The 20,075-nt window shown below is 67.7% G+C and carries 24 protein-coding genes; 18 read left to right on the plus strand and 6 right to left on the minus strand.

All coding sequences use genetic code 11. The features are described 5' to 3' along the window. Positions 1-217: 217 nt before the first annotated feature. The gene (locus tag D3D02_RS01240) at positions 218-721 is read left to right on the plus strand and encodes a hypothetical protein (RefSeq protein WP_121568174.1); all 504 of its coding nucleotides are present in this window, start codon (positions 218-220) and stop codon (positions 719-721) included. Positions 722-756: 35 nt separating this feature from the next. On the opposite strand, the gene D3D02_RS01245 is transcribed toward D3D02_RS01240, so the two are convergent. Then, the gene (locus D3D02_RS01245; RefSeq protein ID WP_121568175.1) at positions 757-1,968 is read right to left on the minus strand and encodes a Xaa-Pro peptidase family protein; all 1,212 of its coding nucleotides are present in this window, start codon (positions 1,966-1,968) and stop codon (positions 757-759) included. Between the two features lie 147 nt (positions 1,969-2,115). On the opposite strand from D3D02_RS01245, the gene srp19 reads away from it, so the two are divergent. The 3 genes from srp19 (at position 2,116) to D3D02_RS01260 (ending at position 3,764) form a co-directional block, all read left to right on the plus strand. Then, entirely contained in the window at positions 2,116-2,397 is a 282-nt protein-coding gene (gene srp19, locus D3D02_RS01250; RefSeq protein WP_121568176.1) for a signal recognition particle subunit SRP19, read from the plus strand. Position 2,398: 1 nt separating this feature from the next. After that, on the plus strand, positions 2,399-2,626 hold the full coding sequence (locus tag D3D02_RS01255) for an H/ACA ribonucleoprotein complex subunit GAR1 (protein WP_121568177.1): 228 nt from the start codon (positions 2,399-2,401) through the stop codon (positions 2,624-2,626). Between the two features lie 70 nt (positions 2,627-2,696). Continuing rightward, positions 2,697-3,764, plus strand: coding sequence for a presenilin family intramembrane aspartyl protease PSH (locus D3D02_RS01260; RefSeq protein WP_121568178.1), 1,068 nt, complete (start codon positions 2,697-2,699; stop codon positions 3,762-3,764). Positions 3,765-3,784: 20 nt separating this feature from the next. Here the strand turns inward: D3D02_RS01260 and D3D02_RS01265 are convergent, their stop codons facing one another. Beyond that, a complete protein-coding gene (locus D3D02_RS01265; protein WP_121568179.1) occupies positions 3,785-4,291 on the minus strand; it encodes a PUA domain-containing protein in 507 nt (168 codons plus the stop codon). 227 nt (positions 4,292-4,518) lie between these two features. On the opposite strand from D3D02_RS01265, the gene D3D02_RS20560 reads away from it, so the two are divergent. After that, the gene (locus D3D02_RS20560; RefSeq protein WP_158599310.1) at positions 4,519-4,695 is read left to right on the plus strand and encodes a hypothetical protein; all 177 of its coding nucleotides are present in this window, start codon (positions 4,519-4,521) and stop codon (positions 4,693-4,695) included. Positions 4,696-4,737: 42 nt separating this feature from the next. Here the strand turns inward: D3D02_RS20560 and D3D02_RS01270 are convergent, their stop codons facing one another. Next, entirely contained in the window at positions 4,738-5,235 is a 498-nt protein-coding gene (locus D3D02_RS01270) for an NYN domain-containing protein (protein WP_121568180.1), read from the minus strand. A 327-nt stretch (positions 5,236-5,562) separates the two neighbouring features. Here D3D02_RS01270 and dapA point away from each other — a divergent pair, with 327 nt between their 5' ends. From dapA to psmA, 11 genes are all read left to right on the plus strand, one after another. Then, a complete protein-coding gene (gene dapA, locus D3D02_RS01275) occupies positions 5,563-6,480 on the plus strand; it encodes a 4-hydroxy-tetrahydrodipicolinate synthase (protein WP_121568181.1) in 918 nt (305 codons plus the stop codon). Next, positions 6,481-7,299, plus strand: coding sequence for a 4-hydroxy-tetrahydrodipicolinate reductase (dapB, locus tag D3D02_RS01280; RefSeq protein WP_121568182.1), 819 nt, complete (start codon positions 6,481-6,483; stop codon positions 7,297-7,299). A gap of 2 nt (positions 7,300-7,301) precedes the next feature. Further along, a complete protein-coding gene (locus D3D02_RS01285) occupies positions 7,302-8,147 on the plus strand; it encodes a 2,3,4,5-tetrahydropyridine-2,6-dicarboxylate N-succinyltransferase (protein WP_121568183.1) in 846 nt (281 codons plus the stop codon). Then, positions 8,144-9,391 (plus strand): diaminopimelate decarboxylase, encoded by a 1,248-nt coding sequence (gene lysA / locus D3D02_RS01290; RefSeq protein ID WP_121568184.1) that lies wholly within the window; start codon positions 8,144-8,146, stop codon positions 9,389-9,391. Before D3D02_RS01285 ends, lysA begins: the two co-directional genes overlap by 4 nt. Further along, complete coding sequence (dapF, locus tag D3D02_RS01295) at positions 9,388-10,269, plus strand: diaminopimelate epimerase (protein WP_121568185.1); 882 nt, start codon at positions 9,388-9,390, stop codon at positions 10,267-10,269. The genes lysA and dapF overlap by 4 nt, the downstream gene beginning before the upstream one ends. Next, entirely contained in the window at positions 10,270-11,382 is a 1,113-nt protein-coding gene (locus D3D02_RS01300) for a M20 family metallopeptidase (RefSeq protein ID WP_121568186.1), read from the plus strand. It abuts the gene before it with no gap. 113 nt (positions 11,383-11,495) lie between these two features. Then, positions 11,496-12,050, plus strand: a complete 555-nt coding sequence (locus tag D3D02_RS01305; protein ID WP_121568187.1) for a BGTF surface domain-containing protein — start codon at positions 11,496-11,498, stop codon at positions 12,048-12,050. 71 nt (positions 12,051-12,121) lie between these two features. Beyond that, positions 12,122-12,832: an RNase P subunit p30 family protein gene (locus D3D02_RS01310; protein ID WP_121568188.1), complete on the plus strand. Its 711-nt coding sequence runs from the start codon at positions 12,122-12,124 to the stop codon at positions 12,830-12,832. Next, positions 12,816-13,481 (plus strand): class I SAM-dependent methyltransferase, encoded by a 666-nt coding sequence (locus tag D3D02_RS01315; RefSeq protein ID WP_121568189.1) that lies wholly within the window; start codon positions 12,816-12,818, stop codon positions 13,479-13,481. Before D3D02_RS01310 ends, D3D02_RS01315 begins: the two co-directional genes overlap by 17 nt. Positions 13,482-13,488: 7 nt before the next feature. Continuing rightward, a complete protein-coding gene (locus tag D3D02_RS01320; protein ID WP_121568190.1) occupies positions 13,489-13,968 on the plus strand; it encodes an Rpp14/Pop5 family protein in 480 nt (159 codons plus the stop codon). 4 nt (positions 13,969-13,972) lie between these two features. Further along, a complete protein-coding gene (gene psmA, locus D3D02_RS01325) occupies positions 13,973-14,737 on the plus strand; it encodes an archaeal proteasome endopeptidase complex subunit alpha (protein WP_121568191.1) in 765 nt (254 codons plus the stop codon). Between the two features lie 271 nt (positions 14,738-15,008). On the opposite strand, the gene D3D02_RS01330 is transcribed toward psmA, so the two are convergent. Both D3D02_RS01330 and D3D02_RS01335 read right to left on the minus strand, forming a co-directional pair. After that, entirely contained in the window at positions 15,009-15,359 is a 351-nt protein-coding gene (locus D3D02_RS01330; RefSeq protein WP_121568192.1) for a MarR family transcriptional regulator, read from the minus strand. A 25-nt stretch (positions 15,360-15,384) separates the two neighbouring features. Beyond that, the gene (locus D3D02_RS01335) at positions 15,385-16,146 is read right to left on the minus strand and encodes an NRDE family protein (protein ID WP_121568193.1); all 762 of its coding nucleotides are present in this window, start codon (positions 16,144-16,146) and stop codon (positions 15,385-15,387) included. A gap of 137 nt (positions 16,147-16,283) precedes the next feature. On the opposite strand from D3D02_RS01335, the gene D3D02_RS01340 reads away from it, so the two are divergent. Then, positions 16,284-16,721, plus strand: coding sequence for a universal stress protein (locus D3D02_RS01340; RefSeq protein WP_121568194.1), 438 nt, complete (start codon positions 16,284-16,286; stop codon positions 16,719-16,721). A 144-nt stretch (positions 16,722-16,865) separates the two neighbouring features. Here D3D02_RS01340 and purH read toward each other — a convergent pair whose 3' ends face one another. Beyond that, positions 16,866-18,455 carry a bifunctional phosphoribosylaminoimidazolecarboxamide formyltransferase/IMP cyclohydrolase gene (gene purH, locus D3D02_RS01345; protein WP_121568195.1) on the minus strand — a complete coding sequence of 530 codons (1,590 nt, stop codon included), beginning with the start codon at positions 18,453-18,455 and terminating at the stop codon, positions 16,866-16,868. 167 nt (positions 18,456-18,622) lie between these two features. Between purH and purB the strand changes: the two genes are divergently transcribed. After that, on the plus strand, positions 18,623-20,020 hold the full coding sequence (gene purB / locus D3D02_RS01350; protein ID WP_121568196.1) for an adenylosuccinate lyase: 1,398 nt from the start codon (positions 18,623-18,625) through the stop codon (positions 20,018-20,020). Positions 20,021-20,075: the final 55 nt, after the last annotated feature.

Consider the following 20,075-nt stretch of genomic DNA (forward strand, 5'->3'; position numbering starts at 1 on the left):
TGCCGGAATCAGCGCTGATATTCAGAGGAATACGTTTAACCGAGTGGTTACCCGTGTCTAGGTGGGGGAAAGGAGTCTGTACCGTCGCAAAACTGGCCGGTCGGCCAGACCGACAGCGTATGCTGACGGCACAGCGACTGCTATCGCCGCACAGTATGGGGATGAACACGCGCGTAATCGCTCTATAACAATAGGGGAATAGAGAAAGTAATCACCGATGAAGTTTCCTACGGTCTCCGGGAGAGACACACAGGGGCGTCGACTGACGCTTCCCGACGACTTGCACGGCGAGCAGACGCTCGTCGTCGTTAGCTTTCATCAACGACAACGGTCGCTCGTCAACTCGTGGCGACAGTTCGCTTCCGAGCTGTGCGAGCGGTTCGACCACTTCGGGTATTACGAGCTTACCGTCTGCGGCAAGGGCGGGATGCTCCCGCCACAATCGATGGGCGGAATGTCGCCCGCCAGCGCCCGCCAGCGCACGCACGACAATACGGTCTTCCTCTCGGTCGACAAGCAGGCGTTCCGACGCCGCCTCGGGATCCTCGGCGAACAGACGATCTACGCGTTTCTGCTCGAAGACGACGACGTGGTTCGCCAGGCCGCCGGCGTACTCACGCCGAAGACCGGCGAGGCGCTGGAGTCGCTTCTTCAGTCGTATCGCGACGAGAAGCACCGCCAGCCGAACGGATCCGAGAGCGCCGGCGAGTCATCGAGCTGATCGTACTGTTTTTATAAGCTGACGGGTGCGCTCCGTCAGAGCTGTAGTTCGATCGGGTGTTCGGTGAGGTTCTCGTAGCCGTCCTCGGTGACGACGACGAGATCTTCGATCCGAACGCCGCCGACCGCTGGATCGTACAGCCCCGGCTCGATCGTGATGACGTGCCCCGGCCGCAGTTCGCCGCCGTCGGGCGAGACCCGCGGCAGCTCGTGTACGTCGAGGCCGACGCCGTGCCCCGTCGAGTGGATGAATCCCGTCTCGGTCGTCGGGTCCGAACGGAGCGTCGGCAGGCCCGCGTCCTCGTAGACGTCGCAGGCGGCGTCGTGGACGGCTGCGCCGGTCACGCCCGCCTCGACGGCGTCGAGAGCGGCGTCGAGCGCCTCGTGAGTCAACTCGAACCACTCGCGGACGGTCTCGGTCGGTTCGCCTTTCACGAACGTCCGCGTCATATCGGCGTGGTACTTCGTCGCCTTCGAGCGGGGGAAGATGTCGACGATGATCGGCTCGTTCGGCCGCAGCGGACCGCTCCCTCGATCGTGCGGGTCTGCGGCGTCCGCACCGCAGGCGACGATGGTCTCGTCGAGCGCGCAGCCGTGACGGAGCAGCGTGACCTCGATCTCCTCTTTGACGCGCTCGCTGGTCAGAACGTCACCGTCGTAGCGGAGAATCTGGTGGTCGACGTCGGCTGTTTCGGCGTCTCCGTCGCCCGATTCGACGACCGTGGCATCTTCGAGCAACTCTGCTGCCGCCCGCATCGCCGCTTCGTTGGCCTCCTGGGCCGTGCGAATGTGTTCGATCTCCCCGGGCGTCTTTCGCGCGCGGATATCCGTCACGACGTCCTCGGTTTCGGGCGCGACCGCGACGTCGCGCTCGCGGAGATGGTCGGCGGGTCCCAGTGGGAACCGCTCAGGGGTGGCGACGCTGTCGACGCCGTGGTCGTCGAGCCACGCGGCGACGACGCGCGCCTTCGCCTCGCTTCCACCGTGCTCGGCCACGAGCGCGCGGTAGTCGTAGTCGGCGAGCCGCGACACGTCGTCGGCTCGGCTCTCTTTCTTGGCGCGACCGTACTCCAGCGCCGAGACGAGCAGCGCCGTCCTCTCGGGCGTGTAGACGGTCACGAACGGGTCGGGTGCATCGAATCCCGAGAGGTAGCGCTGCGTCGAGTCCGAACTGTCGGCGTCGACGAGGTAGCCGTCGTGTCCGTCGGCGTCGAGATAGGCGTCGAGTTGCGAGAGATCGGGGTCCATAGCCGTCCGGTGGGGCGCGGTCGGATAAAGAACCACGCTTCAGGTGTCTTTCGGCACCGAATCGGTCCCCGATCGCCTCCCTCGATCGCCCTCGCGCGCCGGATTCGGACCACAACCGTATTACGGGCGCGCCGCGGTCGTTCGACTATGGCTGTCGAGAACGTCATCTGGCCGCGCTACCTCGACGCGTCCGTCTCCCGCGAGGACGGGCGACGGGTCCCGCTCGACGACGCCGTCGAGGATCCGACGGTCGACGAGATCGCGCAGGCCGTCCAGCAGATCGGCTACGACGCCGTCATCGAACGCGACGTAACGCACCCCCGCGAGTGGGACGCTCGGGGGCGCGTGCTCGTGAAAGGTGCCGAGGATTCGACGAAGAACGACCTCGTGCAGGCGGTCGCCGCCTACGTCGGGATCCTCCGGGGCTGAGATGCAGCGCCTCGGCACCGTCTCTCGAATGGCACAGAACCTCCTCATCGTCCGCTGCGACGACGCCGACCACCCCGACATCGGCGCGGAGGCCGTCGACGAGTCGCTCTCGACGGTCGGCCGCGTCGTCGACGTCTTCGGCCCGGTCACTCGGCCCTACGTCGCCGTCACGCCCGCGAGCGACGTGTCTCCGGCGTCGGTCGTCGGCACGCGGTTGTACGCGCGCTGAGCGCGGTCGCGTTCCACCGCCGAAGCCCGAAACACAATTCCCATAGTGCGTCGGCCGCAACTCAGAGCGTATGCGAAGACGCGTCGCCGCCGGCGTCGGGTTCGCCGCCCTGCTGTTCTTGCTCGTGCAACTCGGCGCGCTGGCGCTCGTGCCGACCTTCTACGAACAGGGGTATCAGACCGTCGAGGACCCCTCCGATCCGACGAACAGCCTGCTCTACATCGGCGCGATTCTCGTCGCGACGGCGGCGATGCTCGCGGCGTTCAAATTCGACCTCGACTGGCTCGTCCAGGGATTCGTCGTCCTCGCCGCCGCGTCGCTGGCGTGGTACGTCTTCTCGGTGTTCCTCTCGCCGCTAGCTGCGATCGGCGCGTCGCTCGTCCTCGCGGCGCTTCTGGTCGTCCACCCCGAGTGGTACGTCATCGACGCCGCGGGCGTCCTGATGGGGGCGGGCGCGGCGGGCCTGTTCGGGATCAGTTTCGGACTCTTGCCGGCTATCGTCTTGCTCTCGATCCTCGCCGTCTACGACGCCATCAGCGTCTACGGCACCGAACATATGCTCGATCTGGCGGAGGGCGTGATGGATCTGAACCTCCCGGTCGTCCTGGTCGTCCCCACGACGCTCTCGTACTCGCTTTTAGACGCGAAAACGGCGGCCGTCGACGACGGTGACGAACAGTCGGCGACGTACACCGACGGGGCGGGCGCGGAGACTGCTGAGACGGGGTCCGAAGGCGATACCGAGTCCGAGAGCGACGAGTCCGACGAGGCACCGATAGCCGACGACGAGACGCCCGCGGACGAAGACGGGGCCCCGGCAGACGAAGACGACGTCCGCGACGCGTTCTTCATCGGTCTCGGGGACGCCGTGATGCCCACGGTGATCATCGCCAGCGCGGCGTTCTTCCTCCCGGCGTCGCTCGCGCCGTCGCTCGGCGTCCCCGGGCTCCCGGCGCTCAATCTCCCGGCACTGACGGCGATGATCGGGACGTTCGCCGGCCTGTTCACGCTGCTGTGGATGGTGCTGAAAGGTCGCGCCCACGCCGGACTCCCGCTGCTGAACGGCGGAGCTATCGGCGGCTATCTCGTCGGTGCGCTCGCTACTGGCGTCCCGCTCCTGACGGCGCTCGGGCTCTAAAACTCGCGTCGCCCCACGACTCAGTCGCCGTCGGCTTCCGCTTTCGCCTCTGCGCCTTCGCGTACGTGCACCGCCATCCCTGTCTGGAAGTCCGCCATCGCGTCCGCGGAGAGTTCCGCGCGGCCGACCGCGATGACGGTGTCGTCGTCGAGGACGACGGCGACCTCGTCGCCCGGCCGGACCGCCGGGTCGACGTCGCGGACGAACTTCGCGAAGGCGTTCTTGCCGTCGCGGACGAACGGTTCGCTCTCCTCGCCGACGACGACGCGGGCGGTCGGCCGATCGAGCGCGTCGACGAGTCGTCGTCCGCCGGCGACGCCGAGGGTGAACCGGCCGTCGGTCCCGTAGGAGACGACGCGGCCGTCCGCCGAGACGATCTGTCGCGGCCGGCCGCTCGTCGACCGGCGGATCGTCAACGACTCGCTGCCGTCGTTCGGAAACAGCGCCCCGCCCGCGCCCGCGCCGAACTGGTAGTCGGCGATCGTCCGCAGTTCCGCGAGCGTCTTCTCGCGGTTCGCGTCAGTCATACCCGGTCGTTCCGGGCCGACCGTCAAGACACTCGCGGTCCACGTCCGAGGAGCAGACGTCCGGGCCTGCTTCGGAAAGTGGCGACCCGGGGCCTGAGTGCGGTTCTTCGCACACGGGACGATCTGCGGTTTTTCTCCTATGTGCCGTTCTCACTTCTGTGCGCGACGCTCGCACACCGACCGCGACTCGAAAACGTATATATACCGGTGGGAACTGGGATTGTGGTATGGCTGTCAACGTGCGACTGGTCGCGATCGGGGCACTGCTCCTCGTCGCGAGCAGTGGCCTCCTCTTCGAGACGGGCGTCAGCAACCTCCTCGCTGCCGCCGTCGCCGCGATCGCCGTCGCCGGCTCGGCGCTCGCGCTCCTCCGTGCGGGTACGGGCGACGCTCGCGCCGCCTGAAACGACGTCGCCGCCCGACGGAGGCCGCCTCCGACACCGCGCTTACAGCAGGAACGTCTCTTTTCGCTCCGAGAGGTCGAGGAACGTGTCCGCAGCCTCGATCAGCTCTTCGGCCGTCGACTCCTCGAAGGCCATCACCTCGACGCGGACGCCCTCGTGACGCAGGTGCGAACACAGCCTGGAGAAGTCGCCGTCGCCCGTACAGAGGACGACCGTGTCGACGTGGTTCGCGAGCGTGACGGCGTCGAGACTCATCCCGACGTCCCAGTCGGCCTTCTTCGAGCCGTCGCCGAACGTCTTGATCTCCTTGATCTTCGGCTCGAAGCCGATGTCGACGAGCGCGTCGAAGAAGCTCTCCTCTTCGGGCGCGTCCGCGCGAATGACGTACGCGATCGCGCGGGTGAGGTCGCGTCCGGCGACGCCCTTCTCCAACAGCGCGGAGTAGTCGATGTTCCGCGAGTAGAGGCTCTGGGCCGTGTGATAGAGGTTCTGGGCGTCTGCGAGCATCGCCACCCGCTGACTCGGGTGAATTTCGGTCATACAGTCTCTGGGGAGGCCACACTACATGAATGTCCGGTCCCGTCGGTCCCGGTGGTGCAGCGGATCTGCGCCCGACGGCGAAACGTATATTATGCGGGAGGGATGTCTGTGAACTGTGACGCGCGCCACGACGCCTGCGACGGATTCGCCCCGTTCGCCAGCGGTACGTGGCCTTCTTTTCATCGGTAAAAAACGCGCGCCTTAACGCTCTAGGCGGGAGTGGCATCCCCGTCTTTGGCGACCCTACGACCGGGCGCGCACCGACGGTCGACCGACGACCAACCGATACACCCTACCGACTGCGACTCGCAGTACCCCCTACCAACGATGACACAGATCGACTTCACCGGCGTGTTCCCCGCGATGACCACGCCGTTCACCGACGACGGACAGATCGACCACGAAACGCTCGCCGCCGACGCCCAGCGCCTCGAAGCCGCCGGCGTCGCCGGACTCGTGCCCGCCGGATCGACCGGCGAGAGCGCGACGCTGACGCACGACGAACACATCGAGGTCGTCGAGACGGTCGTCGAAGCCGTCGACGACGTCCCCGTCATCGCCGGCTCCGGCTCGAACTCGACCCACGAGGCGCTCGACCTCTCACAGCGCGCTGCCGACGCCGGCGCTGACGGACTGCTCCTCATCTCGCCGTACTACAACAAGCCCGAACAGGCGGGGCTCCGCGAGCACTTCCTCGCGATCGCCGACGCGGTCGATCTCCCACAGATCGTCTACAACGTGCCGAGCCGCACGGGCCAGAACATCGAACCCGAGACGGTCGCTGCGCTGGCTTCACACGAGAACATCACGGCGTACAAGGCCGCGAGCGGCGACATCAGCCAAATTTCAGAGGTCATCGAGTACACACGCGAGGAAGACCTGTCGGTGCTCGCGGGCGACGACGCGCTGACGCTGCCGATCTGTTCGCTCGGCGGCCGCGGTGTCATCTCCGTCGCCGGCAACGTCGAACCCGAGCGGATGGTCGACCTCGTCGACGCCGCGCTCGAAGACGAGATGGACCGCGCCCGCGAGCTTCACTTCGAGCTCTCGCCGCTGTTCCGACAGCTCTTCGTCGAGACGAATCCCATCCCGGTCAAGGCCGCGATGGAGATTCGCGGCTACGCCCCCGGGAAGCTCCGCTCGCCGCTTACCGACCTCTCCGCGGAGCCGCGCGCGGAACTCGAAGAAATCCTCGCGGATCTCGAAGCCGACGCGGAGCAGCGCGAGCAGACGGAGGCAGTATAGATGAGCGGCGGTCTCCGCGTCGCGATCACGGGCGCGAGCGGTCGGATGGGCGGCGAACTCCTCGCCGCCGCGGCCGACCGCGACGACGTCGAGTTCGTCCTCGCAGCGACTCAATCGCCCGGGGCATTCCCCAGCGGTGACGTCCCGGCTGCCGACACCGTCGTCGACGATACTGAACTCGATGGGGCGCTTGCCGAACACGACGTCGACGTCCTCGTCGACTTCACGGTCCCGGGCGCGAGCGTCGAATACCTCCGCACGGCCGCGGCGAACGACGTCGCGGTCGTCGTCGGGACGACCGGCTACAGCGAACTCCAGCGGACCGAACTCGGCGAGGTCGCCGAAGCCGTCCCCTTCCTGAAGGCGTCGAACTTCTCGCGCGGCGTGGCGGCGCTCCGACGGGCCGTCAGGGAGGCCGTCGCGGCGCTCCCCGGCTACGACATCGAACTGACGGAGACCCACCACAACGGCAAGCGCGACGCGCCCTCCGGCACGGCGCTTTCGATCCTCGACGACGTCGACGAGGTCCGCGGCGCCGACGCCGAGCGCGTCAACGGCCGCGTCGGCGAACAGCCGCGAGAGGGCGACGAGATCGGCGTCCACGCCCGCCGCGCGGGCGACGTCACGGGCGAACACGAGGTCCTTTTGGCCGGCAACGACGAGGTACTCGAACTGACCCACCGGGCCGGTTCGCGCGGCATCTTCGCCGCCGGCGCGCTCGACGCGGCAGCCTGGCTCGCCGGACGCGACGCCGGTCGCTACGATTTCGACGAAGTCTTAGATGCCGACAGTGACGAGAGTGACACAGGAGCACACTGACAATGGGACTCGAATCCGACGTGACGGACCTGTGGCAGCGCTACCAGGACGACGAACTCTCCGCCGACACCGCGGGCTCTGCGATCGACTCGACGCTCAACGCCTTCCTCGAAGCCCTCGAAACGGGTGACGTGCGAGCGGCCGAGCAGGTTGGCGAGAGCGGCCCCGACGGCTGGGTCGTCAACGAGTGGGTCAAGCAGGGCATTCTCCTGAACTTCGGCCTGCGGGAGACGCTCCCCCGCGAGTACGGCGGCGTCACGTACTACGACGTCCTGCCGCTGCGCTCGACCACCGACCTCGGCGGGCGCGGCACCCGCAACACGCCCGACGGGACGGCGATCCGACGCGGTGCGTACCTCGGCTCGGACTGCATTATGATGTCGCCGTCGTTCGTCAACATCGGCGCGTACGTCGACGACGGCACGCTCGTCGACTCCTGCGACACCGTCGGGTCCTGTGCCCAACTGGGCGAGAACGTCAAACTCGGCGCGAACACGCTCATCGGCGGCGTGCTCGAACCGGTCGAGGACGCGCCCGTGATCATCGAGGACGGCGTCTCGCTGGGCGCGGGCTGTCGCGTCACCTCTGGTTTCCACGTCGGCGAGAACACCGTCGTCGGCGAGAACACGCTTCTCAGCCCCCGGATTCCGGTCTACGACCTCGTCGAGGAGGAAGTCATCTACGGCCACCTCCCGTCGAACCGCCGCGCGTTCACCCGCTACGTCGAGTCCTCGCTCGGCGACCACGACCTCTTCGAGTCCGGCGCGTACAAGCCGGCGGTCGTCGCGCTCGACATCGAAGACGACACGCTCGATAAGACCCGCCGCGAGGAGGCGCTTCGGGAATGAGCGAGGGCGGCGACGGCGGGCCGGCGGTTCGCCGCCTCGACGAGTGGGACGAGGAGACGCTCCTCGCACTCGCCGAGGAGTACGAGACCCCGCTCTACGTCGTCGACCTCCGTAGAGTCGAAGCGAACTGCACCCGACTTCTGGACGCGTTCCCCGGCGCCGACGTCCGGTACGCCGCGAAGGCCCACACCGGCCAGTCCGTGCTTCGAACCGTCCGCGAGGCCGGCCTCGACGTCGAGTGCGCGTCCGCCGGCGAAGTCGAGCGCGCTTTCGAGGCCGGGTTCTCTGGCGATCGAATCCAGTACACGGCGGTCAATCCGCCCGCCGGCGACCTCGATCTGGTCGTCGAGCGCTGGCGCGAACACCCCGGGCTGACGATCACCGTCGGCGCGGCCGACACCGTCGACCGCCTCCGCGACCGCGGCTTCGACGGGCGGCTCTGCATCCGCGCGAACCCCGGTGTCGGCGCGGGCCACCACGAGAAGGTCCAGACCGGTGCGAACGCGAAGTTCGGCATCCCGATCGAGCGCGTGCCCGACCTTGCAGACCAGTGGGCTGCCGAATTCGACCTCGTCGGCGTCCACGCCCACGCGGGCAGCGGCATCTCCGGTGAGGACCTCTCGGAGCACCGCGAGTTGGTCCGCCGGATGGGAGATCTCACCCGCGACGTCGAATCCCGCGTCGGTTCCCTGGAGTTCGTCGACGTCGGCGGCGGGTTCGGCGTGCCGTACCGCGACGACGAACCGCCGTTGGACCTCGCCGCCGTCGCCGACGCGACGCGCGAGGCGCTCGGCGAGGTCGACGCGACGCTCGCGATCGAACCCGGACGCTACATCGCCGCAGATGCTGGCGTGCTCCTCACGCGGGTCAACACGGTCAAGGAGGCCCGCGACGCCACCGTCGTCGGCGTCGACGCCGGGATGACGACGCTGCTCCGCCCGGCGATGTACGACGCCTACCACGAAATCCGGAACCTCTCCGCACCTGCCGACGCCGAATCGATGCCCGTCACCGTAGCGGGACCTATTTGTGAGTCGGCGGACGTACTGTGCGAGCACAGACCGCTCTCGCGGCCCAGACGGGGGAACACCCTCGCCGTGGGGAACGCGGGCGCGTACGGATACGAGATGTCGAGCACCTACAACTCTCGACCCCGGCCGGCGGAAGTCGCCCTCTCGGAGACGACGGTCCGACTCGCCCGACGACGGGAAACCCTGACTGACCTCACCGAACTAGAACAATGAGCGTACTGCACGACCACGTACCAGTAGAGAAGTACCACGGCACCGGCAACGACTTCATCGTCGTCGACGCCGTCGAATCGATCCCCGACCGCCCGGCGTTCGCCACGACCCACTGCGACCGCGAGACCGGCGTGACACACGACGACTCGCCGCGCACCGGCGCGGACGGCGTTCTCTTTCTCGCACTCGAAGACCGGTACTCGCCGCCGCGCATCGTGATGACGCTCGTCCAACCGGACGGCTCCGTCGCCGCGATGTGCGGCAACGGTGCCCGCGTTGCCGCCGCCTGGGGCGCCGAACAGACCGGCTCGGACGTGCTGATGATCGACACGCCCGCCGGTACCCGCCGCGCGGATGTCGACGGTGACCACGTCACCATCGAGATGGGCGAACCCACCTTCGCCCCTCGTGACGTGCCGCTGGCTCGCGACGCCGAACTCGTCGAAGAAGACGTCGAAGGCCTCACCGTCACCGCGGTGAACACCGGCGTCCCCCACGCGGTCGCGGTCGTCGACGACGTCGACGACGTGGACCTCGAAGCCGTCGCACCGGACGTCCGCCACGCGGACGTCTTCCCGGAGGGAGCCAACGTCACGCTCGCCTCCCGCGTCGAGGACGACGAGGGCAATCCGCACTTCCGACAGCGGACCTACGAGCGCGGCGTCGAGGGCGAGACCCAGTCCTGCGGGACCGGTGCCGTCGCCGTCGCCGCGGTCGCAAAGCGCCTCGGCCTCGTCGACGGCAGCGCACCCGTGACCGTCAGCCCGCCGGGCGGCGACTTGGAGATCACCGTGCCGGACGACGGACCGGCAACCCTCGCCGGCCCCGCCGAGCGGGAGTTCGCGAGCGAACTCGACGTCGTCGTCCGATCGGCGTAGATGGTCGACGACGACTTCGATCCCGTCGCGTTCCTCGAAGACGCCGTTCCGATCGCCTCCAACGAGAGCGTCGAGGAGATGCGCGCGTTCCTCGTCGAGACGCTCGAAGCCCACGGCCTCGACGCTCGCGTCGACGACGCGGGCAACACGCTCGCCGCGAAGGGCGCCACCGAATCCGACGCGGACACGCATCTCGTCTTCAACACCCACATCGACACCGTCTCTCCACACGTACCGTTCGAGCGCGAGGAGGCGGACGGCGAGACGACCCGCATCCGCGGCCGCGGCTCCTGCGACGCGAAGGGGCCGCTCGCAGCTATTCTCGCCGCGTTCTTCGCTGTCGACCCACGCGAGGACGCCCGCGTGACGCTCGCAGTGACGCCCGACGAGGAGAAACTCTCGACGGGCGCGGCCGCGCTGGGTCTCGACGCCGACTGCTACGTCGTCGGCGAACCGACCGGTCTGGACGTCTGCACCGCCGCGAAGGGGCGTTTCCAGGGAACGCTCACGCTCACCGGCTCGGCCGCGCACGCCGCCGAACCGGCGTCGGGCGTGAACGCCATCGCCGGACTGGAAGCCGCACTCGCGGTGATTCGACGGTTCGACGACGACCGGGACCCGCATCCGCAACTCGGCGCGGCGACGCTGACGCCGACGACCGTGACGGGCGGCGACGCGACGAACCAGATCCCGGCGCACTGTGAACTCGTTCTTGACCGCCGGAGCGTCCCGCCGGAGACGGCCGAGGAGTTCCGAACGGGACTCGAAACGGCCGTTCGCGCCGCTGTCGCCGACGATGTCGGCGTCGACTTCTCGCTCACGGACCGCCCGACGCCGTTTCTGGAGGCGTTCGCGACCGACGAAGAGCACGCCCTCGTGCAGACACTCGCGGCCGCGTCGGAGCGGGCCGGCGGATCCGGGACCGTCCGCCCGTTCACGGCCGCGACCGAGGCGTCGTACTTCTCGCCCGCCCCCGTGGTCGTCTTCGGTCCGGGTGTGCTCGCCGACGACGAGGGGGCCGTCGCCCACGCCGAACGCGAGTACGTCGACGTCGACGACGTCGAGCGCGCGGCCGCCGCACTTACCGACGCGACGCGGCAGCTCGTCGGCTGATCGGCCCAGCGGTCGGTCTGGTGGAGGCAGCACGAGCCCCCCCGGCGGCGCTCAAGCGACGATTTAAGCATTCCCCGCCTACTTGGCCGCCACACTCGTCTCCCCGAGTGGGTATGATCGATAGCCCTCCAACAGATCGTATCGCACAGATCGCAAGCGAGATCGAGCACAGCGCACCAGCGACACGTTCGGTCGTCTCCCTCGCACTCGTCGCCACGCTCGTACTCTCGGCGGCCGCCGTCCCCGCGACCGCACAGGCGGACGAGGAGCCGTTTCAACTCGAGACGGAGTCGGTCTCGTCGACGGCGGAGGTGACGATCGCCGGAACGACGACGCTCGATCCGGGTACCGAACTGCAGATTCGCGTCCAGTCCGCGGGCGAGACTGACCCGCAGTTCCTCAAGACGCAAGCGGCGACCGTCGGTGAGGATGGGTCCTGGAACGCCACTTTCGACCTCTCGGCGGTCGAGACGCACGACTCGATCACAATTACTGTGGCAGGGCCGGACGGGAACCAGACTGCTGACTTCGACGTCCCGGTCCGGAACGATCAGTCGACGTCGACCGAATCCCGCTCGGGTACGTCGACGCCCGGATTCGGTGTCGTCGTCGCCGTCGCCGGCGTTCTCGGCAGCGCGGTCGTGCTCAGGCGGCGTCGCGGCCGCTGACCGTCTCCTCGATTCGCGCGCTACTTCGACCGATCGTAACTGCCATACTCGCCCGGCCTGTTCTTCGGACTATGTACGAGGCGGTTCACGCCCACCCGGACGGACAGAGCACGGCCGCACGCTTCGCGACGACGGCCGAGCGCTACGGGTACGAGGGCGTGATCGTCCGCGCTGACGACGCCGACCCCGACTACGAACGTCTCCGTGAGAACCTCGCGGCCGACGTCGTCGACGCCGCCGAAATCGTCGCTGCCGACCCCCAACACGCCAGCGGCGCGGTCGGGAACGCGCGCACAAAGCACACGCTCGTGTCCGTCTGCGGCGGGACGAACGCGCTGAATCGCTTCGCCGTCGAGCAGGACCGCGTCGACGTGCTCACGCGGCCGTTCGAGGGCGCAGACGGGAGCGGTGACGGCGATTTCAACCACGTGCTCGCGAAGTCCGCTCGGGAGCACAGCGTCTGGATCGAAGTGAACCTCGCGCCTGTCCTCAGAAATCGAGGCGGCCACCGCGTTCAGCACCTCGAGAAACTCCGTCGGCTGAAGCGGCTCGTCGACCACTACGACGCCCCCTACGTCGTCAGCGCGAATCCGCAATCGCACCTGCAGCTCCGCGCGCCCCGGGAGCTCGCCGCGCTCGGTGCGGAGATCGGCCTCGGAGAAGAGTGGACACGCGATGGACTTGACGCGTGGGGGCGGCTGATCGCCCGGAACCGCGAGCGGCTCTCCGAGTCGTTCATTGCCCCGGGCGTCGAACGTGGCCGGTATGAAGAAGACGATTGACGAACACGCCGCGCGCTTCTCGGCGGCCGCCGACTCGTACGACGACGAGTCGAACTCTGCAGAGTACCTCGCGTGTGCGGACTTAGTCGTCGAACACGCCGCTCCCGGTCCCGACGACGTCGTCCTCGACCTCGGGACGGGCACCGGGGCGATCGCGCTCGCGCTGGCACCGAACGCGAAGCGCGTGATCGGCCGCGACATCAGCGAGGGGATGCTGGCTGAGGCGCGCGCGAAGGCCGGCGACGCGGGCCTCGAAAACGTCGAGTTCGGCGAGGGTCGCTTCCGCGACCCCAACTACGACGGGCCGGTGGACGTCGTCACCTCGAACTTCGCGATGCATCACCTCTCCGACGCGGAGAAACGGGAGGCGATTGCCGCCATCGCCGACCTGAATCCGCGGCGTTTCGTGCTCGGCGACCTGATGTTCTTCGGAGCGCCCGACCCCGACGAGCCCTTCTACAGCCCCGAGGTCGACGACCCCGCGACCGTCGGGACGCTCGTCGACGCGCTGACCGACGAGGGGTTCGTCCTCACGGCCGTCGAGCGCGTCCACGATCAGGTCGGCGTCCTCGTCGCCGAACGGTTCGGCGACGCGAGCGAACGCGTCAGCGTCGCGGACGCGGACGCTACCACAGACAGCGCGGAGTGAACCGCCCGTGAAGCACCTTCCGAAACACCTCCAGCCGCGCTGGCGGTATCTGGCCGTCGAGATCGAGACCTGGCCCGACGCGGAGTTCGACCGCGGGGCATTCCAGCGGGACCTCTGGTACGCGGCACAGAACCTCTACGGCGACGTCGGGAGCGCGGAGACGGATCTGACGGTGCTCTCGTTCGACCTCGATGGCGGCGACGGCGAGACGATCGTGCGGGCGTATCGGGGCACGGAAGACCGCGCCCGGGCAGCGCTCGCGACCGTCGACGCGGTCGACGGCACCCCCGTCGGCCTCCGTGTTCGCGGAATTTCGGGCACTGTTCGTGCCTGTGAGGAAAGGTATTTGAACGGCCGGACCGGACGTGGGAAACAGAGAGACGTCGTGTTCGAGAACGAACCCCACCCTGCCGTCGTCCGCGGGACGCGCGTCGATGTCGAGGGTACCGACGGGTTCGCGGGCGCGACGCGGCTCGATTTCGAGTGATACTATGCAGGGACAAGCCCAACAGCAGGCATACGATCGTGGGATCACGATTTTCTCGCCCGACGGTCGTCTCTATCAGGTGGAGTACGCGCGGGAAGCAGTCAAGCGAGGGACCGCGAGCGTCGGGGTCCGGACGCCCGAGGGAGTCGTCCTCGCGGCCGACAAGCGATCTCGCTCGCCGCTGATGGAGCCGACGAGCGTCGAGAAGATTCACAAGGCTGACGACCACGCCGGCATCGCCTCGGCGGGCCACGTCGCGGACGCGCGACAGCTCATCGACTTCGCGCGCCGTCAGGCGCAGGTCAACCGCCTCCGCTACGGCGAAGCCGTCGGCATCGAGACGCTGACCAAGAACGTCACCGACCACATTCAGCAGTACACGCAGGTCGGCGGCGCCCGTCCGTTCGGCGTCGCGCTGCTCATCGGCGGCGTCGAGAACGGCTCGCCGCGCCTCTACGAGACGGACCCCTCCGGGACGCCCTACGAGTGGAAGGCCGTCTCCATCGGTGCGGACCGCGGGGACATCCAGGAGCACCTCGAAGAGAACTACGAGGACGAGATGACGCTCGACGAGGGCGTCGGCCTGGCGCTTCGCGCGATCGCCTCCGCGAACGACGACGAACTCACGGCCGCGGGCGTCGACGTCGCGACCGTCTCCGCCGACTCCGAGGAGTTCGTCGAACTCGAAAACGACGAAATCGAACCGTACATCGTCGAGAACGACCTCGAACCGGCCGAAGAAGACGAAGACGACGAAGCCGACGAATAACGGCGTCGGACCGCGGTACTTCTCCGCTTTCGCGACCTGTCTGTAGTAGCATTTGCAAGTCTTCACTCATCGGCTCGTACGCTGTCGTTCGATCGGATGAGCAATCAGTTGCAAATGCTACTATAGAAACCTCGTTCCCGCGATCGACTGTGCCGCTCGCACCGCCCACCAGTCGGACCGTTTTGCAGCTATTCGGGACACACGCGGTCGGGACACACGCGGCTACCGAGCGCGCGACCGAGCGACGATGGAGTGCAGAAACGAGCCGCGATCAGTACTCTTCGTACGCGAGATTCATCAGCCACTGCGAGAAGGCGTCGCTGTTGTGGTTGACCTCCTCCTCGCCGATGAACGGCGAGAGCATATCGCCCGCCATCAGGAGCGAGAAGTCGAGGTCCCGCGCGGCCGGTTCCAGATGGTAGGTGTTGTGTCCCTCATAGACCGTCTCCTCGCGTTCGATCAGGCCGAGCGACGCGAGTCGTTCGGCGATCCGGCTGCCCTTCCGCGAGGAGATGTCGAGTTCCTTCCAGAAGTCGCTCTGGTGGATCCCACCCGTCTCTCGGATGAGTTCCAGCGCTTCGCGTTCGTCGTCCGAGAGATCGGCTTCGGCGGCTGCGCTCATATGCCGACCGACGCCCGCGACTCGTTTAAATTTGACCTTCGACCCGGTCGAAGGCGGTGTCGCAAGGGGCCCCGTCGGCGAACTGGAACTCGGCGTCGTCGTCGGCCGAGAGCGTGATCAGCGACGAGGACCGCGTCCCGAAGTCCCGGTCCGACTCGTGGACGCAGACGCCGTACTCGTGGGTTCCGAGAACCTCCTTCGCGCGGTCGAGCCAGGCGGACGCGGAGTCCCACTTCCGCGAGTCCAACTCCGTCCGGACCTGCTGGGCGTTGTGCGCCTGGATCGCCCCCATCTCGGGCCGCCACTCGGGTTCGACGAACTCGCCGTCGATGCCGACGTTGACGACGACGTGGACGCCGGGTGTCAGTCTTCGAACGTTCAGTTCACCGTCCCACTCGAAGAAGTAGGCTCGGGGGTCGTCCCCACCGCGCTCGGCTACGACGAGGTGAAATCCGTCGTACGTGTCCGCGGCGACGGCGTCTTCGACCGTCTCGCGCGCATCGACGGCGCTCTCGGCGCGCAGCGCGTCGCGAACGAGCAGTCCGCGGGAGCGCCCTCCACCGCCGGGCACGTCGACCCAGCGGTTCGTGAGGCCGACGAAGACGCCGTGTTCGTTGTAGCCGATCCACGTCCCGCCGGCGACTGCGTCCCGCGGCGCGACGAACGACGGGTCGCCGTCGACGACGGCCGGCGGTTCGGAGTCTCGATCCAGCAGTTCGTCACGGTTCGCCGCGACGACGACGGGCGCGTCCTCGAATGCGCGCCAGGCGAGCGTCAGTGTACACACGCACGCCCCTTGGAACGAGGGAGAAATATACTCTCTGCCGGCGCGCCCTTAGCGTATCGCAGGCGCCGACTCACCGCTCCCGCACGGCGACAACCGGGGGACCGTTCAAGAGGGTGCCGTCCGAACGGCGAGACGCGATGTACGATCACATTCTCGTTCCCACCGACGGCAGCGACGGGACCGCACAAGCGCTCGACCACGCACTCGACATCGCAGCGACGCGAGAGGCGAAAATCCACGCGCTCTCGGTGGTCGATCGGCGGCTCTATCTGGCCGCCGGCGAGGAACAAAAGCCCGACCTGAAGGCGACGATGGAGGAAGACGCCCACGAGGCGGTCGAAGAAATCGCCGAAGCCGCGGCGGAGGCTGGCGTCGAGTGTACGACGACCGTCCGTGACGGTATTCCGTACCGCGCGATTCTGGATTACGCCGCCGAGAGCGACGTCGACCTGATTGTGATGGGGACGCACGGCCGTTCCGGGCGAGACAAACTCGCGAATCTCGGCAGCGTCACCGAGCGCGTCGTCGAGAACACCGACGTGCCGATCCTCGTCGTCCGGATGGACTCGGAGTAGGGGTTCGTTTCAGTTCGACTTCGGTCGCACGGCAGGCAGCCCGTTTCAGACCGGTTTTACTTCACTTCGCTTGGTCAGCGTGCCGGAAGTCGCGTGAGACTCGCCCTCCTCGTCTCACTGACTTTCGACACTCCTTCGCTCCGCTCAGTCGTGTCGAAAGCACCGCCGCCCGGTGAAGACCATCGGAATCCCGCGCTCGTCGCAGGCCTCGATGACGTCCTCGTCGTTGACGGAGCCACCGGGCTGGATGACGGCCGACACGCCGGCGTCGGCGGCCTCCTCGACGCCGTCGGGGAACGGGAAGAAGGCGTCAGACGCCATCACGGCCCCGTCGGCGTCCTTGCCCTCGGCGTGCTCGTCGGCCTTCATCGCGGCCAGTCGGACGGCGTCGACGCGGGAGACCTGACCCATCCCGACGCCGACGGTCTCGGTACCGTCCGCGAAGACGATGCCGTTCGATTTGACGTGCTTCAGCACCTTCCAGGCGAACAGCATCGTCTCCAGCTGCTCGTCGGTCGGTTCGGTCTCGGTGACGACTTCGATCTCGTCGCGGTCGGGCGCCCACAGGTCACGCTCCTGAACGAGACGGCCGCCGACGAGCGGCTTTTCGGTGAGGCGGTCGGTCCGGTCGCCGAGCGGGCCGACGTCGAGGACGCGCAGGTTCTCCTTCTCGGTGAGGACGTCGAGCGCGGCGTCGGTGTACCCCGGCGCGACCACGACTTCCTTGAACGAGTCGACGATCTCTTCGGCGGTCGCGGCGTCGCACTCGCGGTTGAGCGCGACGATGCCGCCGAAGGCGCTCATCGGGTCCGTCGCGAGCGCGTCGGCGTAGGCGTCTGCGAGGGTGTCCGCGGTCGCACAGCCGGCGGGGTTCGTGTGCTTGATCACCGCGGCCGCGGGTTCGTCGAACTCCTTGATCAGGTTCAGCGCGGCGTCGGCGTCGTTGTAGTTGTTGTACGACAGGCCCTTCGCGCCCTCGTTCAACTGCGGGGCGTCGACGACGCTCGCCTCGTCGACGGCGGCGTCGGCGTAGACCGCGGCGTCCTGGTGGGGGTTCTCGCCGTAGCGCAGTTCGGCGACGCGGTCGTCGGAGACGACGCGGCGCTCGGGGAACTCGCCCCCGTCGTCGCCGTCGACGGTCACGGTGAGTTCCTCGCCCTCGCTCTCGACGTGGAGGCGACCCTCCGCGAACCAGCGGACGGCGCGCGGGTACGCCGTGAACTCCGCGTCGTGGAGGACGCGCGTCTTCAGCGAGTCGGTGTCGTCGTCGGCGTAGACCGGCACCGACTCCTGGGTGACGACCGGCCCGGCGTCGACCTCGTCGGTGACGACGTGGACGGTACAGCCGGTCACGCTGACGCCGGCGTCGAGCACCTGTTCGTGGGCGTCCATTCCGGGGAACGACGGGAGCAGCGACGGGTGGACGTTGAGCGTCGTCGGCGCGGCGTCGAGGAACGTCTCGGTGAGGACGCGCATATAGCCGTCCAGACAGACGAGGTCGAAGTCGTAACTCGACAGCGCGTCGAGGACGCGCTCCTCGTGTGCCTCGCGGGATTCGTCGTCGTCGCGCTCGACGACTTCCGTGGGGATGCCGCGCTCGGAGGCGGCGTCGAGGACGGGCGCGCCCTCGTGGTTCGCCACGACGACAGCAAGTTCCGCGCCGCCGGGGCGTCGATCGTCGATGTGCAGGAGGTTTCGTCCGCGATTGCTCGCCAGGCCGGCAATCTTGGTCATACTCGTGGGGCCTCGCGCAGATAGTAAGTCAGTTGCGGTCTCGCCGGCACCGATATACACAATTGCGGATAGGTGCGTCCGAAAATCGGTCTGTAACCCCGAGAAATATGCACAGGAGTGGGATATCCATCGACACGCTTTTTTAGCGCACTGCGGAGACTCAGCGTATGGACGACCTCTCTCGTTCCGACCCGCTCGCGGCAGTCTCGCCGCTCGACGGGCGATACGCCGGCCGAACCGCGCCGCTCGTGCCCTACGCCAGCGAAGCGGCGCTGATGCGAGCGCGACTCCGCGTCGAGGTGGAGTACCTCCTCGCGCTGGCGGACCTGGACGCTACGTCGCTCTCGCTGACCGACGAGGAGCGCGCCGACCTTCGCGCCGTTGTCGACGACTTCGGCGCCGACGACGCGGACCTCATCAAGCGCCTGGAGACCGAAGGCGCCGAGGGGTACAGCGCGACCAATCACGACGTGAAGGCCGTCGAGTACTTCCTGCGCACGAAGACGGACGAGCGCGTCCACCCGTGGATCCACTTCGGGCTCACCTCCGAGGACGTGAACAACCTCGCGCAGCGACTGCTCGTCAAGCCCGCCGTCGAAGACGTGTTGCTGCCGGCGCTGACGGCCGTCCGCGACGAACTGGTCGACCTCGCCCACGAGTACCGGGACACGCCGATGCTCGCGCGAACGCACGGCCAGCCCGCGACGCCGACCACCTTCGGCAAGGAGATGGCCGTCTACGCCGCGCGCCTGGGGACGACGATGGGACGCGTCGTCGACGCCGCAGACGGCCTCTCGGGCAAACTCGCCGGCGCCTCCGGGACGTACGCGGCGCACGTCGCCGCCTACCCCGACGTCGACTGGCGCGCGTTCTCCCGCTCGTTCGTCACCGGTCTCGGTCTCGACCACACCGCGCTCACGACGCAGGTGAACCCCTGCGACGACCTCGCGTCCGTCTTCGACGCGCTTCGGGGCGTGAACAACGTCCTCTGTGACCTCGACCGCGACATCTGGCTCTACGTCTCGGACCGCTACCTCGGACAGGAGGCCGCCGACGGCGAGACGGGGTCGTCGACGATGCCGCACAAGGTGAACCCGATCGACTTCGAGAACTCCGAGGGGAACCTCTCGAAGGCCAACGCGGATCTGACGTTCCTCGCCGACTACGTCACGACCTCGCGCCTCCAGCGCGACCTCTCGGACTCGACAGTGAAACGCAACATCGGTGCGGCGTTCGCGCACTGTCTGATCGGCTACGGAAAGACCGAGGCGGGGCTCGGAAAAGTCGTGCCCAACCAGACGGTGATGCGCGAGGAACTCGACGCCCATCCCGAACTGATCGGTGAGGCCGTTCAGACGATCCTCCGGCGCGAGGGCGACACAGAGGCCTACGAACGTGTCAAGGAACTCACGCGCGGCCGCGACGTGACGCTCGAAGACTTCCGCGACCTCTTCGACGACCTCGACGTCGACGACGACGTCCGCGCGGAACTGCGCGCGCTCTCGCCCGCCGAGTACGTCGGCGTCGGCGACGCCCTCGTCGACGATCTGAACGACGACGTCTGAGTATAATATTAACTCATAGTGGAATAAATCTTTTATCGACACCGCGCGTTAGCTC

The organism is Halobellus sp. Atlit-38R (genome assembly GCF_003665925.1).
Taxonomy (GTDB): domain Archaea; phylum Halobacteriota; class Halobacteria; order Halobacteriales; family Haloferacaceae; genus Haloquadratum; species Haloquadratum inordinatus.